The following is a 14,715-nucleotide window of genomic DNA, read 5'->3' as shown; positions in this document are numbered from 1 at the left end:
GTCTGGCCGTATCTCGCGTTCACAGGTAACCGTCTTCCCATGATCCTCGAATGCCCGGAATGCCACACCCGCTACCTCGTCCCCGACAGCGCGATCGGCGCCGACGGCCGCACGGTGCGCTGTGCGAGTTGCAAGTTCAGCTGGTATCAGGCGCCCGCGCCTGCGGACGACGACGCGGTGCCAGCGCCCGCACCAGTAGCACCGGCCCCGCGCGCCCGGCCCGCACCACCGCCGCGGGCGGCTGCCCCGGTGGCCCCCGCCGCGCCACGCGTGTTCGGCGAGGAGCCCGGCTATACCAAGCCCGCGACGCAACGCGATTATGACGCATTTGCACACCAGCCACCGTTCCGCCCGCGCCGCAACCCCGCGCGGCGCTGGACGATCGCGGCGGTCGCCACCGGCATCGTGCTGCTCGCGGGCACGGGGGCGATCCTCTATTCGGGCGCGCCGGGAATCGTCGCCGGGCTGGGGATTCCGATCGGCCCGGTCGAGACGCCGCTGCGCTTCGCCGACAAGGCGATCGACCGCCGCAACCTGCCCTCGGGCGCCGAATTGTTCGCGGTTTCGGGCACGGTGGTGAACCCCACCGCCGAGCGCCAGCGCGTGCCCGACATCCGCGCCGAACTGCGCGATGCGCAGGGGCGACTGGTCTATAGCTGGACGATCACCCCGCAACAGCGCACGCTGGGCCCGCGCGGCACGATCGAATTCAACTCGGGCAAGCTCGATGTGCCGGCCAATTCGAAGATGCTCGAACTCAGCTTTGCCGGTGAAAGCGGCGGCTGAGCCGCCAGAAACGGCTGCCGTTGAGCAAGGCGGCAACCAGCATCCCGGTGCCCGACGCATAAACCAGCCCCATCGGCCCGGCGCCGTGATGGACCAGCGCCCAGCCGAGCCCGCCGGTGACGAGAAAATAGGCGATGATCGAGTTGACCCCGGCGACCACCTGATCGCCGAGCGAGCGTAGCGTGTAGACCAGCACGATCTGCAACCCGTCGAAGACGATGAACGGTGCCCAGACGGGAAGCATCGCCCCTGCCAGCGCGTGAACCTCTGCGGTCGCGGGAAAGCCGGCGACGATCATCGGCGCCGCCAGCACGAGCACCCCGGCCAGCGCCGCCATCGCCGCCCCCGCCAGCCCGATCGCGATTCCCGCACGCGGCATCGCCGCTTCGGGATGGCCTTCGCCCACCGCATTGCCGGTGCGCACCCCGGCCGCCGAGCCGAGCCCGAGCGCAAGCCCGAAGGTGACGTTATGGACCGAGAACACGATCTGGAAGGCGTGCGCGGTCGCATCGCCCAATTGGGTCGACAGCGCGATCAGGATCGAGAAGCCCGCCAGTTCGAGCGCCGAGGCGATCGCGGGCACCAGCCCGAACCGCGCCAGCGCCGCCGCGCCGCGCCCGGCCCCCGCCCAGGCCGCGCGGCCGAGATCATGGACCCCGCGCGCGTCGGCGTGGCGCAGCGTCCACACCGCGACCAGCATCGCCACCGCCCCCAATGCCGAGGCGATCACGGTCGCGGTTGCCGCTCCCACCGCGCCCATCTCGGGAAAACCGAGCAGGCCGTCCGCAAGCACCCAGGCGAGCACAGCGTTGAACGGCAGCACGCCGAGATTGACCACCATCACCCGGCGTGGGCGGCTGATCCCTTCGAGGAAATAGCTCGCCGCGACGATAACGAGCTGGAACGGAAAGCCGAACGCCATCACCCGCACGACGCGCGCGGCATCGGGCACCAAGGCAGGCGCGACCCCGACGCCCACGAGCAATTGAGAGGCGAAGGCGAACAGCACGAACCACGCCGCCATGCCGAATCCAAGCCCGAGCACCAGCCCTTCGCGCAACACGCGCCCGGTGCGTTTGAGATCACCCGCGCCATCGGCGCGCGCGACGAAGACGAGCACCCCCGACATTGCCCCCAGCGCCGCCACGATCAGGATGAAGGTGAGCGTGCGGCTTGCTCCCAGCGCGGCGACCTGCTCGGTCGAGACCAGCCCGACGACGACGATGTCGGTGACGTGCAGGATCGTCCAGTTGAGGCTGGTGAGCACCACGGGCCAGGCCAGCGCGAGAATGCGGCGCGTCTCGGCGGTGAGGAAGCGGCGATCGGCCATGGGACGCGCTGCTTAGCTGCTGTTCGGGTAATCGCGAAAGAGCGATTTCCGAGGCGGCGCCGGCCCGCTCCCCCACCCGGCCACCCAATGCGATTATCCTATGGGTGGCCGGGTGGGGGAGCGGGCCGGCGCCGCACCAGGGAACACCTCAGCAATCGGTTGCAAGCCCGCGCACGCGATGCTAGGGGCTCGCGCCTGCCAGCCACCGGCGGTTCTCGCCGGTGCTCAATTCACGTGCGGTCGTGGCGGAACTGGTAGACGCGCAACGTTGAGGTCGTTGTGGGCGAAAGCCCGTGGAAGTTCGAGTCTTCTCGACCGCACCATCTCCTGACAAAGTGAATGTCTCCCCTTGTGGGGGCCAACGTGCGGAAACGCTATCGGGCGGCACACGGAACGCGTAGAATGCGGGCGCGCTTTGGCGCGGTCGGCGGGGATGCTCCGTCCGGCCGACCTACACCGACGGAAAGGTGTTCGTGGCTTATCCCGCCTATCTCCATGCGATCGGCACCGCGATCCCCGATCACGACATCCACCAGCCCTTTATCGACTGGGCGCGCGACCGGATCGACGATCCGCGCGCGGCGAAATTGTTCGATCGGATGGCGGCGCGATCGGGCATTGCGCATCGCTGGTCGGTGCTGGCGCGCGCACGCGATGGCGGTTCGCCGATCATGCCCGGCGGTTTCTATGCCGAGGGGATGCCCGGCACTGCGGCGCGGATGGCGCTTTATGCCGACGCCGCGCCCGCGTTGGGGCTCGCCGCGATCGACGCCTTGCGCCGGCAGGTGGCGCTCGACGGGATCACCCATCTCGTCGTGGCGAGCTGCACCGGCTTCGTTGCGCCGGGGATCGACCAGATCATCGCCGCGCGGCTCGGGCTCGATCCCGGCGTCGAGCGGCTGCTGATCGGGTTTATGGGCTGTTATGCCGCGATCACCGCGCTGCGGAGCGCGCGCCACATCGTCCGCTCCGAACCCGGCGCGCGCGTGCTCGTGCTCACGGTCGAACTGTCGACGCTCCATCTTCAGGACCACAATGCGCTCGAGCCGCTGCTCGCGATGCTCCAGTTCGGCGACGGTGCCGCCGCGGCGCTGGTGACGAGCGAATCGGGCGGGTTCGCCTTGGGCCGACCCTTCGCGACGACGCTGGCCGATTCGGACGGCCTGATCCGCTGGACGATCACCGACCACGGCTTCGCGATGCATCTGTCGGGCGAGGTGCCGGCGCGGATCGCCGCCGGGCTCGCCGATCCCGCATTCGCCGCCGCCGCGACCGGGGGACGGGCGCCATCGGCGATCGATGGCTGGGCGGTGCATGCCGGCGGGCGCTCGATCCTCGATGCGGTCGAGCACGCATTCGATCTGCCGCCCGACGCGCTTGCAGCCTCGCGCGGGGTGCTACGCGACTACGGCAATATGTCGTCGACGACGTTGATGGCCGTGCTGGCGCGGTTGCTCGACGGGCCGCCGATCCAGAACGGCGTTGCGCTCGCCTTCGGCCCCGGGCTGGCCGCCGAGGGCTTCGGCTTTGCGAGCGCCCGATGATCGGAACCAGCCGATGAGCCTCGTCGTCCGCGCGATCGCCGAGGAACGGATGGACGCCGACGATCTCGACGCCGACACCTATGCCGCGGTGGTCGGCGATCTCGCCAAGGTGAACGTCGTGACGATGGCGGCGCGGCCGACGCTTGGCTTTCTTGCGCGCGCGACCCGCGGAATGACGCGGGTGCGCGTGCTCGATGTCGGGTTCGGCGATGGCGACATGCTGCGTCGGATCGCGCGCTGGGCCGCGCGGCGCGGGATCGCGGCGGAACTGGTGGGGGTCGATCTCAACCCGCGCAGCGCGCGCGCGGCGCGGCTGCACACCCCTCCCGGTCTGCCGATCCGCTGGGTGACGGGGGATTATGCCGATCTGGCCGGCGGCGGGTGGGATGTCATCATCTCGAGCCTTGTCGCGCACCATATGACGCACGCCGAGCTGGTCGCCTTCCTGCGCTTCATGCAGGCCGAGGCCGCGCGCGGCTGGCTGGTCAACGACCTCCACCGCCACGGGTTCGCGCACGCCGCCTTTCCGCTGCTCGCGCGGGCGATGCGCTGGCACGAGATCGTGCGGCACGACGGGACGCTCTCGATCGCGCGCGCCTATCGCCCCGCCGAATGGCCGTCGATCCTGGCCGAGGCGGGGATCGAGCAGGCGCGCGTGTTTCGTGCCTTTCCGTTCAGATTATGCGTCGAACGCCTGCGCTGATCGTCGGCGGCGGCCCCGCCGGGGCGATCGCCGCGTTGCTGCTCGCACGCGCCGGAGCACCGCATCTGTTGATCGAGCGACAGGCCCAAACCGGGGACGTGCTGTGCGGCGGGTTTTTGAGCTGGCGAACGCTGGCGGTACTCGCCCGGCTCGGCATCGAGGGTGACGCGCTCGGCGCGCGCAGCGTGACGCAGGTCGCGTTGTTTGCGGGCACGCGGCGCGCGATCGTCGCGCTGCCGCACGCCGCCGCTGCGGTGTCGCGGCACCGGCTCGATACGCTCCTGCTCGACCATGCCGCCCGCGCCGGGGCGCGTATCGAGCGCGGTATCGGCGCGCGGGCGACGATCGACGGCGGTATCCGCCTCGATGACGGTAGCGAGATCACCGCCGACGCGCTGTTCCTCGCCACCGGCAAGCACGATCTGCGCGGTGCGGCGCGGCCGGTGCCCGCGCGCGATACCGATCGCGTGCTCGGGCTGCGCACCCGGCTTGGCCCTGCCCCCGCGCTCGACCGGCTGATCGGCGATCGCATCGAGCTGCATCTGTTCGATCGCGGCTATGCGGGGATCGTGCTTCTGGAGGACGGCACCGCCAATTGCTGCCTCGCGGTGCATCGCTCGCGATTGGGCGCGGGCAGCCCGGCCGCGTTGCTCGATCGGCTCGCTATCGAGAATCCGGCACTCGGTGAACGGCTCGCGTGGAGGGGAGCCGCGCCAATCGATGCGGTCGCCAACATTCCCTACGGCTGGCGCGCGACGCGCGGCCTTCCAGGGCTGTTCCGGCTCGGCGATCAGGCAGCGGTGATCCCGTCGCTCGCGGGCGAAGGGATCGGCATCGCGATCGCCGGCGCGGCGGCGGCGACGCAGGCCTATCTGCGCGACGGCCACGATGCCTCGGGGGCGTGGCAGCCGGGTTTCGCGCGCCACATTGCGGGCGCGATGCGCGTCGCGGGGGGCGTCCGGCGGCTGGCCGAAAGCCCGGTCACCGCACCGCCGCTCGTCATCGCCGCCGCAACCTGCCCATGGCTGGTGCGGCTGGTCGCGCGATTGACCCGGGTTGGGTCGATCCCCATGTAATGCAGGCATTCCCAGATTCGAAAGAGGCCGCCATGGATCACATCACGCTTTCCGAAGCCGAATGGCGCGCCAAACTCTCGCCGGCTCAATATCATGTGCTGCGCGAGGCCGGAACCGAACCCGCCTTTGCCGGCCATTATTACCATAACAAGGCCGACGGCCTCTATCGCTGCGCGGGCTGCGGCAACGACTTGTTCGACAGCGCCACCAAATATGATTCGGGCTCCGGCTGGCCGAGCTTCACCGCACCGATCGCCGCCGACCGCGTCAGCGAGCACCACGATTCGAGCCACGGCATGACGCGGACCGAGGCGCGCTGCGCGCGCTGCGACGGGCACCTCGGGCATGTCTTTCCCGATGGTCCGCCGCCTGCCGGGCTGCGCTATTGCATGAACTCGCTCTCGCTCGATTTCCACGCCCGCGAGGAATAGGGTTTATTCGACTTTCGTGGAGGCGGCACCAGCCCGCTCCCCCACCCCGCCTCCCATGCCGGGCCGCTTGTTCGGCGCAGGTTAAGGCGCTATCCCGCCAAACGACCTTATGGCCCGCGCGTCCTCCCCGAAAAGAAAGCCGCCCCCGCGCCGCTGGCGTCGCCGGCTGATGCTCGCGCTCAAGATCCTGGGGGTGCTCGGGGCGTTGGGGCTGATCGCGCTTGTCGTCACCGTCTATATGACGCGCGCGCAGCTGCCGAGTTACGACCAGCTCAAATCCTCGCCCAACGGCCAGATGATCCGCGTCCATGCCGCCGACGGCACCGTGATCGTATCGATGGGGCCGAGCTATGGCGAATGGCTGCGCTACGACGAGATCCCCAAGGTGATGCGCGACGCGACCGTCTCGGTCGAGGATCGCCGCTTCCGATCGCATATCGGCGTCGATCCGATCGGGGTGCTGCGCTCGATCAAGCTGATGATCCAGAATTACGGCACCGGCCGACGGATGCAGGGCGCCTCGACGATCACCCAGCAGGTCGCGCGAACGATCTTCCTGTCGAACAAATACACGGTATCGCGCAAGGTTCAGGAAGCGATCCTCGCGCTTGCGCTCGAGCGCAAATTCACCAAGGATCAGCTGCTCGAGCTGTACATGAACAAGGTATATTACGGCGGCGGCGCGTATGGCATCGACGCCGCGTCGCGCAAGTTCTTCGGCCATTCGGCGAAGCAGTTGAGCCTGGGCGAGGCGGCGGTGATTGCCGGGCTGGTCAAGGCGCCGTCGCATTATTCGCCCACTGCCGATGCCGAAGCCGCGGTCGGCCGCGCGGGCGTGGTGCTGTCGCTGATGGCGGAAACCGGGGCGATCACCCCCGAACAGGCGGCCGCGACCGATCCCAAATCGGTCAAGCTCGCGCCCGAACCGCACCAGAACAGCGTGCGCTATTTTACCGATTGGGCACTGCCCCAGCTCGAGATGCTGATCGACGAGACCAACGCGCCGCTCGACGTGTGGACGACGCTCGACCTCTCGATGCAGCGCGCCGCCGATGCCGCGATCAGGGCCAATGTCCCCAACGGCACGCAAGGCGCGCTGGTCTCGATCGATCGCGATGGCGCGGTGCGCGCGATGGTGGGCGGCAAGGATTACGTCTCGTCGATCTACAACCGCGCGACCACCGCGGTGCGCCAGCCCGGCTCGTCGTGGAAATTGTTCGTCTACCTCGCCGCACTCGAAGCAGGGCACAAGCCCGACGACATGGTGGTCGACGAACCGGTGACGATCCAGGGCTGGAGCCCGCGCAACGATTCGGGGCATTTTTCGGGCGCGATGAAGCTGCGCACCGCGCTCGCCTATTCGGTCAACACCGTCGCGGCCAAGCTGGGGCAGGATGTCGGCTTCAATACCGTCGCCGACATGGCGCGCCGGTTCGGCATCACCACGCCGATCGATACCACCCCCGCGATGGTGCTCGGCACCTCCGACGTCCGCCTGATCGACATGACGCGTGCGTTCGCGAGCGTCGCCAACAAGGGCGTCGCCGTCACCCCCTTCGGCATCACCAAGGTGACCGCCAACGGCGTGACGATCTACAGCCACGAGGTCGATCGCAGCCATGTGCTCGTCGCCCCCTATGTCGCCGCGCAGATGACCGACCTGCTCCAGACCGCGGTCGCCACCGGCACCGGCCGCGCGGCGCAGATCGGGCGCCCGGTCGCGGGCAAGACGGGCACCACGACCTCGAACAAGGACGGCTGGTTCCTCGGCTTTTCGAGTGGGCTGACGACGGGCGTCTGGATGGGCAAGGACAATGCCGCGCGCGTCCCCGGCTTGTCCGGCGGTCGCGCGCCCGCACGCGCGTGGCACGATTATATGATCAAGGCGGTCGCGGGCCGCCCGGTCGAACAGTTCGACACGCAGGTCACGCTGCCCGAATGGGAACTCGAACCCGACGAGGAGAGCTATTTCGGCCAGCCCGACAACGGCATGTTCGTCGACGAGAACGGCAATCCGATCGGCCCCAGCAGCTATCCGGGCGACACGCCGCCTGCCACGGCGCCGCAGGAAAATTATCCCGACGCCTATCCCGGCGGCACCTATCCGCCGACCGAGGGCGACCCGACGGCGCGCCAGCCGGCGATCCAGCAGCCGTCCGAACGGCTCGACCAGGCGTGGATGGATCGCGCGCTCGGCCGCACCCCCGAACCCGCGCGGACACCGGTTCCGCCGCGCAGTCCTCCGCCAACCGAGCGCCCACGCGCGAATTAGCGCGGGCCAGCGCTAAACGTCCCGTCCGATCCAATGCAGCGCGGCGCCGTGGGTGCGCAGCCATACGCGTGCCGGGGCGGGATCATCGCCGAGGATGCGTGCGGCGGCGGCGTGGAAGGCGGGGCTGTGATCCATGTGGAGCCGGTGCGCGACTTCGTGCGCGACGGTAGCGCGACGGACATGCTCGGGCGCGAGAACGAGCCGCCAGCTATAGCGGATCGCGCCCGACGCCGCGCAGCTTCCCCACCGCCCGCGCGGATCGCCCACCGTGACCTGCGTGACGACGACGCCGGCACGCGCCGCATAATAAGCGGTGTCGCCGCTGAGTATGTTGAGTGCTTCGCGTCGCAGCCATGTCGTGATCCGCCGCGCGAGCCCGTCGGCCGGACCACCGCAGACGAGACGATCGCCGTCGCGCGTGACACGGCGCGGCAGCGCGGCGTCCCAATCGACGATAAGCCTGGTGTCGCCGAAAGGAATCTCGGCGCCAGGCGCGAACGGCCGGGGCTCGGGAAGCCGCGATTGCTGCGCGGCGATCCATGCGCGCTGCGTCTCGGCCCAGCGCAGCGCGGCGTTGACCGAGCCGCGCGCGGGCACCGTCAGCCGTGCCTCGCCGCTGGTGGGGTCGATCGAGAGCCGCGCACGCCGCGCCCGCGCATGACGGACGATGCGGATCGCGGGTGCCACGGCGTTACAGCTCGCGATCGACCATATGGTGTTCGAGATCGCCGGCCACGTCCTCGGATACCGTCCAACCGCGCACCGATTCACCGGCACGGTGCACCGCCTCGCGATCGCCGCACACCAGATAATGCCACTCGGGCAGGCGCTCGCCCGCCGCGCGCAACCGATAGGCGCAGGTCCTGGGCAACCAGGCGATATCGCGGACGTTCGCCATCGTTAGCCGCACGCATTCGCTGACAAAGGCGCGGCGGTGGCGGTAATTGGAACATTGGCCACTGGTGCGATCGAGCAGGCGGCACGCGACGTTGGTGGCGACAAACTCGCCGGTGTCGGCATCTTCGAGCTTGTGGAGGCAGCATTTGCCGCAGCCGTCGCACAATGCCTCCCACTCAGCGCGATCGAGCCTTTCGAGCGGCACGTCTTCCCAGAAGCGCGCGCTCATTTCGCCCAGCGTTCGATCTCGTCGACGATCGGTTGCGGCGGTCCTTCGACGGGCAGCAGCGCAAGCGGCTTGCCCTCGGGGCTCATCAGATACGCCGTGCGCGTGTGATCGACGAGATAACCGCCGCCCGGTCCGGGGGCATGGATTTTGGAATAGACCGCATATTCCTTGGTCACCGCCGCGATCGCTGCGGGATCACCGGTCAGCCCAAGCAACCGCGGATAGAAGGCATCGGTGAACTCGCGCAGCACCGCCGGGGTATCGCGCGCGGGATCGACGGTTACGAAGATCGGCTGGATCTTCGCCGACAGCGTGGGATTGTTCTGATCGAGCAGCCGCATCGCCGCGCCCAGATTCTGCATGTCGACCGGGCACACATCGGGGCAGAAGGTGTAGCCGAAATACATGATCCGATATTTGCCCGCAAACGCGCTGTCGCTCACCGGCTTGCCGTCTTCGCCGATCAGCGTGAACGGACCGCCGATGGCAGCGCCTTCCAGCGGCGGATCGGCCTGGACCGTGTTGGTCGCGTCGGGTTGCGGCGAACAGGCGGCAACCGCTAGGAGGAGGGCGGAAAAAAAGGCGGGGCGTAGCTGGTTCATGGCGCCGCCAGCCATGATCGGTTAAGACCGATGGCGCAAGAGTATGGGATGGGACGCATCATGTCGCTGGGCTTTATTCGGATCGCATTTGCAGGCGCGTTGCTCGCCGCAGCGACAGGAGCGCACGCGCAACTCAATTATTCCGAAGGCTATAAATTCCTTGAGGCGGTGCGCGACGCCAAGGGGCAGGATGTCACCGATCTGCTCGCCAAGCCGGGGACAACGGTGATCGACGCACGCGATCGCAAATCCGGCGAGGGCGCGCTCCACATCGTCATCAAGCGCAACGACCCCACCTATGTGCGCTTCCTGCTCGAGCACGGCGCCAACCCCGACATCCGCGACAACCAGGGAACCACGCCGCTGATGCTCGCGATTACGCAGAATGCGGCAGCTTGCGTCACGGCGTTGCTCAATCCGCCCAAGGGGGGCAAGCGCGCCGACGTCAACCTCGCCAACGGCAGCGGCGAGACCCCGCTGATCCGTGCGGTGCAGTTGCGCAACCTCGATCTCGTGCGCACGCTGCTCAAGGCGGGAGCCAACCCCGATCAGGCCGATCACCTCGCGGGGCTGTCGGCGCGCGATTACGCGCGCAACGACAAGCGCAGCCCGGCGCTGCTCCAGGCGATCGAAACCACCGAACGCCCCGGCCGCACTGCCGTTTCAGGGCCGACTCTTTAGAGCCGAGACCGGTACCGGCCCACTAGAACAGCGCCGCCGCCTCGGGATCGAGCGTCGCGATCAGCCGCCGGCCAGCGCGGCGCGCGAAGGCGAGCGTGCAGCGCTTGCGGACATGCGCGGGCACGCCGACCCGATCGGCATCGCGCACGATCGCCGCATCGTAACGATCGGCGACGATCAGCCCCGCGCGATCGGGCAGGAACGCGGCACCCGCCAGCGGGCTCGCATCGAACCCCGCCGGCAATGCCCAGAAGAAGCGGTCGCAATGATCGAGATAGTCGGTCCATTTGCCGTCGCCGAGCAGGTCGGCGCGCGATACCTTGATCTCGACGATCACGATCTCGCCCTTGGCATCGATCGCCATCAGATCGGCACGGCGCCCGCCCTCCAGCGGCACCTCACCCATCGCGATCATCCCGTGGCGCAACAGCAGCCGCGTCACCCCGCGCGCGACATCCGCCGCGCACAATGCCGATGGCGGATCATCGATGCAGGAGGCGGGCGGCGCGATCATCGCGGCAATGATAGAACAAGACGCGAACGACACCAACCCCATGGAAGACGGATTCTACACGTCAAAACGGCCCGCTCCGGTTGGGAAGCGGGCCGGCGTGGTGTCGGCAGAAACTGAAAACAGTCTCAGCGATAGAAGACGTGGTGGCCGATCGTTGCGACCTGGGCCTTGCCCCAGCCGGGGCGGACGCGCTTGGCGTGGAAGAACAAGGCGTCGGGCGCTGGGTCCTTGCTCCAATCGTCGGTCATCGCGACCTGCGCCACCGCCATCGCGGTACGATACGCCTTGCGGGCAGGATCGATCGACGGAATCTTGCCGCCGCGTACGAACGAGAACTGGCCGGGCTGCGTCACAACGCCGCAGATCGTCGACGGGAAGCGACCCGATTCGACGCGGTTCATGATGACATTGGCGACCGCGAGCTGGCCCGAGAGCGGCTCGCCCTTCGATTCGAAATAGATCGCGCCGGCCAGGCAGCTGAGTTGCGGATCGACCTCATCGGGCATTGCTTGTGCGGCAACCGCCTCGGCGAGCGATGCATAATCGGCGTCGGCGACCGCGTCCTCAACGGGAATCATCTGCACCTGCACGCCATCGGGGGCGGGCACCGGCCTGGTGGTGAGATTCAGCGTGGGAACCGTTATCGATGTCGGGACGTTGGCAAGATCGGATGCGGGGCTCGATCCGTCGAGCGCGGCACTGGCCAGCTCGGACGCGGCACCCGGAGACGTGAGGGCGCCAATACCGCTCACGCAAAGAAGAAACGCCGCGGCTGCCGCGACGCGTTGAGATACGGTCATGATCACGATTTGAATGCGGTTGGCTCACGGCCGGAACGATCATGCCTTCAACAATCGATCCGCCGGGTAACCCCCCGACTGCGTCACCGGCGGCCTCTGACCCCGACGGCACAACGCGTGCTTTTTTGCTGGAAAAAGCTCCTGATTGTGCGCCGCAGAAGAGTCAACGCCCGAGGATCGTTTCAGCGGCGAACCGTTCTGCCGCCGGGCTATCCAGTTCAATCACCCACAAATCGGGGTCGGACCGGCGCCGGCGCGCGCAATATTCCATAATTTCCTGTTCGTTATCAGTATCTTGAGGTCCGGACACCACCAGAGTTTCGGTTCCGTCAAAACCGATTCCACGCTCCAGAAAGCGCGGATTTCCGCCATTTTTCCGTGTCAAAACGAGAATGGAACCCGCCTGCGCGTCCCCCCTGGCGAGCACCATGCCGAGCCCACCGGAATCGTTTACCCGGCGGAGCAGCGCACCGACCACGACCCCGCTCGGCAACCGCGCACTCATGCGCCAGTGCCGTAACCCGCCAGCGTGGCGAGCGGGATTCGCGAGCGCATGAAGGTGCCCGTACCGCGCGCCGCTTCCTCGCCATCGGCATCGATCAGCCGGGCCTCGGCGACGAACACGCGTCGCTGCCCGCTCACCCAGCGGCCCTCGGCGGTGACAGGCCCTTCGCGCAGCGGCTTGGTGAACAACAAGGTGAAAGCGGTGGTCAGCAGAAAGCGATCGGTGACGAGGCTGTTCGCGGCATAGAAAGCAGCGTCGTCGAGCATCTTGAAATAGCTCGTGCCGTGCGCCGCGCCGGCAGCGTGGAAATGGCGGGGCTCGATCGTGAAGTGGATTCGCGACATACCCGGCGCGGTGATCTCGAGCCGGGAATCGAACAGGCCATTGATCGGCGCAGCGGCGTAAAGCGATTCGAGCGCGCGGAAATGCGCGTCCTCACCCGCCAGCGCGTCAGGCGGCATCGCGTGCTCCGCTGTCGGTGAGGAGTGCGTAAAGCGCGTCGGGCGAACCGGCGCCGCGCAACTTGGCGACGAAACCGCCGTCGCGCAGCCCGCGTGACACGCGCGCGAGCGCCTTCAGATGCGCCGCGCCCGCCTGTGGCGGTGACAGCAGCATGAACGCGAGATCGACCGGCAGATCGTCGATCGCCTGGTAATCGATCGGCTGCGCAAGCTGGACGACGACGCCAACCACGCGATCGAGCCCATCGAGCCGGCCATGCGGAATCGCGACGCCGCCACCGAACCCGGTCGAACCGAGCTTCTCGCGTTCGGCCAGCGTTTCGGCCACCGCCTGCGGATCGACCCCGTAGCTTTCGCCCGCCGCCGTCGCCAGCGTCTGGAACAAATGCTTCTTGGTGGGCGCCGACACTTGCGCAAGCGCCGCATCGGCAGAGAGTATATCGCTGAAATCAGTCATTTAAATACCATATGGTATGGCATGGCCGCCCCCCGCATCCAAATGTCGGGCGGCGGCCATGAAGACAGGAAGCTGCGGTGCCGGTTGCGGCCCTCAGCCGGCGCGGTTGGGTTCGACCCAACCGATCGTGCCGTCGCCGCGGTGATAGACCATGTTGTAAACCCCGGTGCCGCTGTTCTTGAACAGCAAGGCCGCGGTGTTGCGCAGATCGAGCATCATCACCGCATCCGATACGCTGGCCTCGGGAATATTGGCGCGGGTTTCGGCGACGATCAGCGGATGATCGATTTCGATCTCCTCTTCCCCTTCGACTTCGGAGAAGATCGTATAGCCGGCGTTATCGTACGAGAAGGAATCGGCTGTGGCCAAGGCTTCGCCCTGATTGCGATCCTTGAGCCGCCGCATGTAGCGGCGCAATTGCTTCTCGATCTTGTGCGCGGCGCCGTCGAATGCGGCGTAAGCGTCGGTACCGTCATTCGAGCCCTTGAGCACCAGCCCCTGCATCACATGCGCCACGATGTCGCAGGTGAAGCGGTTGTCGTGCGGGCCCCGGCCGAATGTGACCTGTGCCGCGATCGCGCGTGAGAAGTATTTGCTCGAAATTCCCAGGAGTCGATCTCGACACTGCTGCTTGAGCGCCTCACCGACATCGACCTGATGGCCCGAAACCCGGATATCCATAGCGATCTTCTCCAACCTGAATAAGGGACGTGGGCACGTCCCCCGGAATCGTCAACCCGGTGCGCCGGAGTTCCAGAGCGGATTGACGATATCCTTCAGAAACGCCGCGTGCGTCGCAAGTTCCGCATCGCTCGGCACGAAGGTGCGTGGTGGACGCACGATCGCGGGCGTCTGCGTGACGCGCACGGTTTCCGATACAGTGTCGGGCTCGACCACCAGCCCCAGGCCGATCTGGCGACCGCCGGTGAGTTCGACATAGACCTGCGCAAGCAATTGCGCGTCGAGCAACGCGCCGTGGAGGACGCGGTGGCTGCGATCGATCCCGAAGCGCGAGCACAAGGCGTCAAGCGTATGCTTGGCGCCGGGATGGCGCTGGCGCGCGATCGCAAGCGTATCGACCATCCGTTCCATGCCGATCGCAAGCCGGCCGCAGCGCCCGAGTTCGCCATTGACGAACGAGAAATCGAACCCGGCATTGTGCGCGATCAGCGGGCTGTCGCCGAGGAAATCGAGCAATTCCTCGACCGCATCGGCGAACAGCGGTTTATCGGCAAGAAAGGCCTCGCTGATCCCGTGGACCGCTTGCGCCTCGGCGGGCATCGACCGCTCGGGATGGTAATACGCATGGAAGGTCCGGCCGGTCTCGACGCGGTTGATCAGTTCGACGCAGCCGATCTCCACCAGCCGGTCGCCACCGCCGAAGCTAAGCCCCGTCGTTTCGGTATCGAAGACGATTTCACGCATCC

At 67.5% G+C, this 14,715-nt stretch carries 18 protein-coding genes and 1 tRNA gene; 8 read left to right on the top strand and 11 right to left on the bottom strand.

Features of this window, described 5'->3' with window-relative positions; translation table 11 throughout:
• Positions 1-39 precede the first annotated feature (39 nt).
• Positions 40-786 (top strand): DUF3426 domain-containing protein, encoded by a 747-nt coding sequence (locus NFE57_RS09410; protein ID WP_252135319.1) that lies wholly within the window; start codon positions 40-42, stop codon positions 784-786.
• Here NFE57_RS09410 and NFE57_RS09405 read toward each other — a convergent pair.
• Positions 758-2,116, bottom strand: coding sequence for an MATE family efflux transporter (locus NFE57_RS09405; RefSeq protein WP_252135318.1), 1,359 nt, complete (start codon positions 2,114-2,116; stop codon positions 758-760). The two genes, NFE57_RS09410 and NFE57_RS09405, sit on opposite strands and share 29 nt — an antisense overlap.
• Positions 2,117-2,352: 236 nt before the next feature.
• On the opposite strand from NFE57_RS09405, the gene NFE57_RS09400 reads away from it, so the two are divergent.
• The 6 genes from NFE57_RS09400 to NFE57_RS09375 all read left to right on the top strand — a co-directional run bounded on the left by NFE57_RS09400 (position 2,353) and on the right by NFE57_RS09375 (position 8,142).
• Positions 2,353-2,439, top strand: a tRNA-Leu gene (locus NFE57_RS09400).
• 150 nt (positions 2,440-2,589) lie between these two features.
• Positions 2,590-3,660 (top strand): type III polyketide synthase, encoded by a 1,071-nt coding sequence (locus tag NFE57_RS09395; protein ID WP_252135317.1) that lies wholly within the window; start codon positions 2,590-2,592, stop codon positions 3,658-3,660.
• A 13-nt stretch (positions 3,661-3,673) separates the two neighbouring features.
• Positions 3,674-4,363 (top strand): methyltransferase domain-containing protein, encoded by a 690-nt coding sequence (locus tag NFE57_RS09390; RefSeq protein WP_252135316.1) that lies wholly within the window; start codon positions 3,674-3,676, stop codon positions 4,361-4,363.
• Positions 4,342-5,439, top strand: coding sequence for an FAD-dependent monooxygenase (locus NFE57_RS09385; RefSeq protein WP_252135315.1), 1,098 nt, complete (start codon positions 4,342-4,344; stop codon positions 5,437-5,439). The genes NFE57_RS09390 and NFE57_RS09385 overlap by 22 nt, the downstream gene beginning before the upstream one ends.
• A 32-nt stretch (positions 5,440-5,471) precedes the next feature.
• Positions 5,472-5,870: a peptide-methionine (R)-S-oxide reductase MsrB gene (gene msrB / locus NFE57_RS09380; RefSeq protein WP_252135314.1), complete on the top strand. Its 399-nt coding sequence runs from the start codon at positions 5,472-5,474 to the stop codon at positions 5,868-5,870.
• 169 nt (positions 5,871-6,039) lie between these two features.
• Positions 6,040-8,142 (top strand): transglycosylase domain-containing protein, encoded by a 2,103-nt coding sequence (locus NFE57_RS09375; RefSeq protein WP_252135313.1) that lies wholly within the window; start codon positions 6,040-6,042, stop codon positions 8,140-8,142.
• A gap of 12 nt (positions 8,143-8,154) precedes the next feature.
• Here NFE57_RS09375 and NFE57_RS09370 read toward each other — a convergent pair whose 3' ends face one another.
• The 3 genes from NFE57_RS09370 to NFE57_RS09360 are packed head-to-tail and all read right to left on the bottom strand — an operon-like array spanning position 8,155 to position 9,870.
• Positions 8,155-8,829 (bottom strand): M48 family metallopeptidase, encoded by a 675-nt coding sequence (locus NFE57_RS09370; RefSeq protein WP_252135312.1) that lies wholly within the window; start codon positions 8,827-8,829, stop codon positions 8,155-8,157.
• A 4-nt stretch (positions 8,830-8,833) separates the two neighbouring features.
• Positions 8,834-9,268 carry a YcgN family cysteine cluster protein gene (locus NFE57_RS09365; RefSeq protein WP_252135311.1) on the bottom strand — a complete coding sequence of 145 codons (435 nt, stop codon included), beginning with the start codon at positions 9,266-9,268 and terminating at the stop codon, positions 8,834-8,836.
• Complete coding sequence (locus NFE57_RS09360; protein ID WP_252135310.1) at positions 9,265-9,870, bottom strand: SCO family protein; 606 nt, start codon at positions 9,868-9,870, stop codon at positions 9,265-9,267. Before NFE57_RS09360 ends, NFE57_RS09365 begins: the two co-directional genes overlap by 4 nt.
• A 48-nt stretch (positions 9,871-9,918) precedes the next feature.
• On the opposite strand from NFE57_RS09360, the gene NFE57_RS09355 reads away from it, so the two are divergent.
• The gene (locus tag NFE57_RS09355; protein ID WP_252135309.1) at positions 9,919-10,551 is read left to right on the top strand and encodes an ankyrin repeat domain-containing protein; all 633 of its coding nucleotides are present in this window, start codon (positions 9,919-9,921) and stop codon (positions 10,549-10,551) included.
• Positions 10,552-10,573: 22 nt separating this feature from the next.
• On the opposite strand, the gene NFE57_RS09350 is transcribed toward NFE57_RS09355, so the two are convergent.
• From NFE57_RS09350 to dnaQ, 7 genes are all read right to left on the bottom strand, one after another.
• On the bottom strand, positions 10,574-11,065 hold the full coding sequence (locus tag NFE57_RS09350; protein WP_252135308.1) for an MmcB family DNA repair protein: 492 nt from the start codon (positions 11,063-11,065) through the stop codon (positions 10,574-10,576).
• A gap of 125 nt (positions 11,066-11,190) precedes the next feature.
• The gene (locus NFE57_RS09345) at positions 11,191-11,865 is read right to left on the bottom strand and encodes a cell wall hydrolase (protein WP_252135307.1); all 675 of its coding nucleotides are present in this window, start codon (positions 11,863-11,865) and stop codon (positions 11,191-11,193) included.
• A gap of 163 nt (positions 11,866-12,028) precedes the next feature.
• Positions 12,029-12,370 (bottom strand): DUF1491 family protein, encoded by a 342-nt coding sequence (locus tag NFE57_RS09340; protein ID WP_252135306.1) that lies wholly within the window; start codon positions 12,368-12,370, stop codon positions 12,029-12,031.
• On the bottom strand, positions 12,367-12,831 hold the full coding sequence (locus tag NFE57_RS09335) for a PaaI family thioesterase (protein ID WP_252135305.1): 465 nt from the start codon (positions 12,829-12,831) through the stop codon (positions 12,367-12,369). The genes NFE57_RS09340 and NFE57_RS09335 overlap by 4 nt, the downstream gene beginning before the upstream one ends.
• On the bottom strand, positions 12,821-13,288 hold the full coding sequence (locus tag NFE57_RS09330) for a PTS sugar transporter subunit IIA (protein WP_252135304.1): 468 nt from the start codon (positions 13,286-13,288) through the stop codon (positions 12,821-12,823). Before NFE57_RS09330 ends, NFE57_RS09335 begins: the two co-directional genes overlap by 11 nt.
• A 93-nt stretch (positions 13,289-13,381) precedes the next feature.
• Positions 13,382-13,969 (bottom strand): ribosome hibernation-promoting factor, HPF/YfiA family, encoded by a 588-nt coding sequence (hpf, locus tag NFE57_RS09325; RefSeq protein ID WP_252135303.1) that lies wholly within the window; start codon positions 13,967-13,969, stop codon positions 13,382-13,384.
• Between the two features lie 51 nt (positions 13,970-14,020).
• Positions 14,021-14,713 carry a DNA polymerase III subunit epsilon gene (gene dnaQ, locus NFE57_RS09320; RefSeq protein WP_252135302.1) on the bottom strand — a complete coding sequence of 231 codons (693 nt, stop codon included), beginning with the start codon at positions 14,711-14,713 and terminating at the stop codon, positions 14,021-14,023.
• Between the last annotated feature and the right edge of the window lie 2 nt (positions 14,714-14,715).

This window comes from Hephaestia sp. MAHUQ-44 (assembly GCF_023806085.1).
In the GTDB taxonomy this organism is placed as follows: Bacteria; Pseudomonadota; Alphaproteobacteria; order Sphingomonadales; family Sphingomonadaceae; genus Sphingomonas.
This window is presented reverse-complemented; position numbering and strand designations above follow the sequence as displayed.

What these genes read in the sequence shown, in the direction of transcription:
- NFE57_RS09405 (WP_252135318.1), bottom strand. Translation starts at nt 2,116, where the DNA reads ATGGCCGATCGCCGCTTCCTCACCGCCGAGACGCGCCGCATTCTCGCG.
- NFE57_RS09385 (WP_252135315.1), top strand. Translation starts at nt 4,342, where the DNA reads ATGCGTCGAACGCCTGCGCTGATCGTCGGCGGCGGCCCCGCCGGGGCG.
- NFE57_RS09345 (WP_252135307.1), bottom strand. Translation starts at nt 11,865, where the DNA reads ATGACCGTATCTCAACGCGTCGCGGCAGCCGCGGCGTTTCTTCTTTGC.
- msrB (WP_252135314.1), top strand. Translation starts at nt 5,472, where the DNA reads ATGGATCACATCACGCTTTCCGAAGCCGAATGGCGCGCCAAACTCTCG.
- NFE57_RS09355 (WP_252135309.1), top strand. Translation starts at nt 9,919, where the DNA reads ATGGGACGCATCATGTCGCTGGGCTTTATTCGGATCGCATTTGCAGGC.
- NFE57_RS09375 (WP_252135313.1), top strand. Translation starts at nt 6,040, where the DNA reads ATGCTCGCGCTCAAGATCCTGGGGGTGCTCGGGGCGTTGGGGCTGATC.
- NFE57_RS09340 (WP_252135306.1), bottom strand. Translation starts at nt 12,370, where the DNA reads ATGAGTGCGCGGTTGCCGAGCGGGGTCGTGGTCGGTGCGCTGCTCCGC.
- NFE57_RS09390 (WP_252135316.1), top strand. Translation starts at nt 3,674, where the DNA reads ATGAGCCTCGTCGTCCGCGCGATCGCCGAGGAACGGATGGACGCCGAC.
- NFE57_RS09410 (WP_252135319.1), top strand. Translation starts at nt 40, where the DNA reads ATGATCCTCGAATGCCCGGAATGCCACACCCGCTACCTCGTCCCCGAC.
- NFE57_RS09350 (WP_252135308.1), bottom strand. Translation starts at nt 11,065, where the DNA reads ATGATCGCGCCGCCCGCCTCCTGCATCGATGATCCGCCATCGGCATTG.
- NFE57_RS09360 (WP_252135310.1), bottom strand. Translation starts at nt 9,870, where the DNA reads ATGAACCAGCTACGCCCCGCCTTTTTTTCCGCCCTCCTCCTAGCGGTT.
- NFE57_RS09330 (WP_252135304.1), bottom strand. Translation starts at nt 13,288, where the DNA reads ATGACTGATTTCAGCGATATACTCTCTGCCGATGCGGCGCTTGCGCAA.
- hpf (WP_252135303.1), bottom strand. Translation starts at nt 13,969, where the DNA reads ATGGATATCCGGGTTTCGGGCCATCAGGTCGATGTCGGTGAGGCGCTC.
- dnaQ (WP_252135302.1), bottom strand. Translation starts at nt 14,713, where the DNA reads ATGCGTGAAATCGTCTTCGATACCGAAACGACGGGGCTTAGCTTCGGC.
- NFE57_RS09365 (WP_252135311.1), bottom strand. Translation starts at nt 9,268, where the DNA reads ATGAGCGCGCGCTTCTGGGAAGACGTGCCGCTCGAAAGGCTCGATCGC.
- NFE57_RS09335 (WP_252135305.1), bottom strand. Translation starts at nt 12,831, where the DNA reads ATGCCGCCTGACGCGCTGGCGGGTGAGGACGCGCATTTCCGCGCGCTC.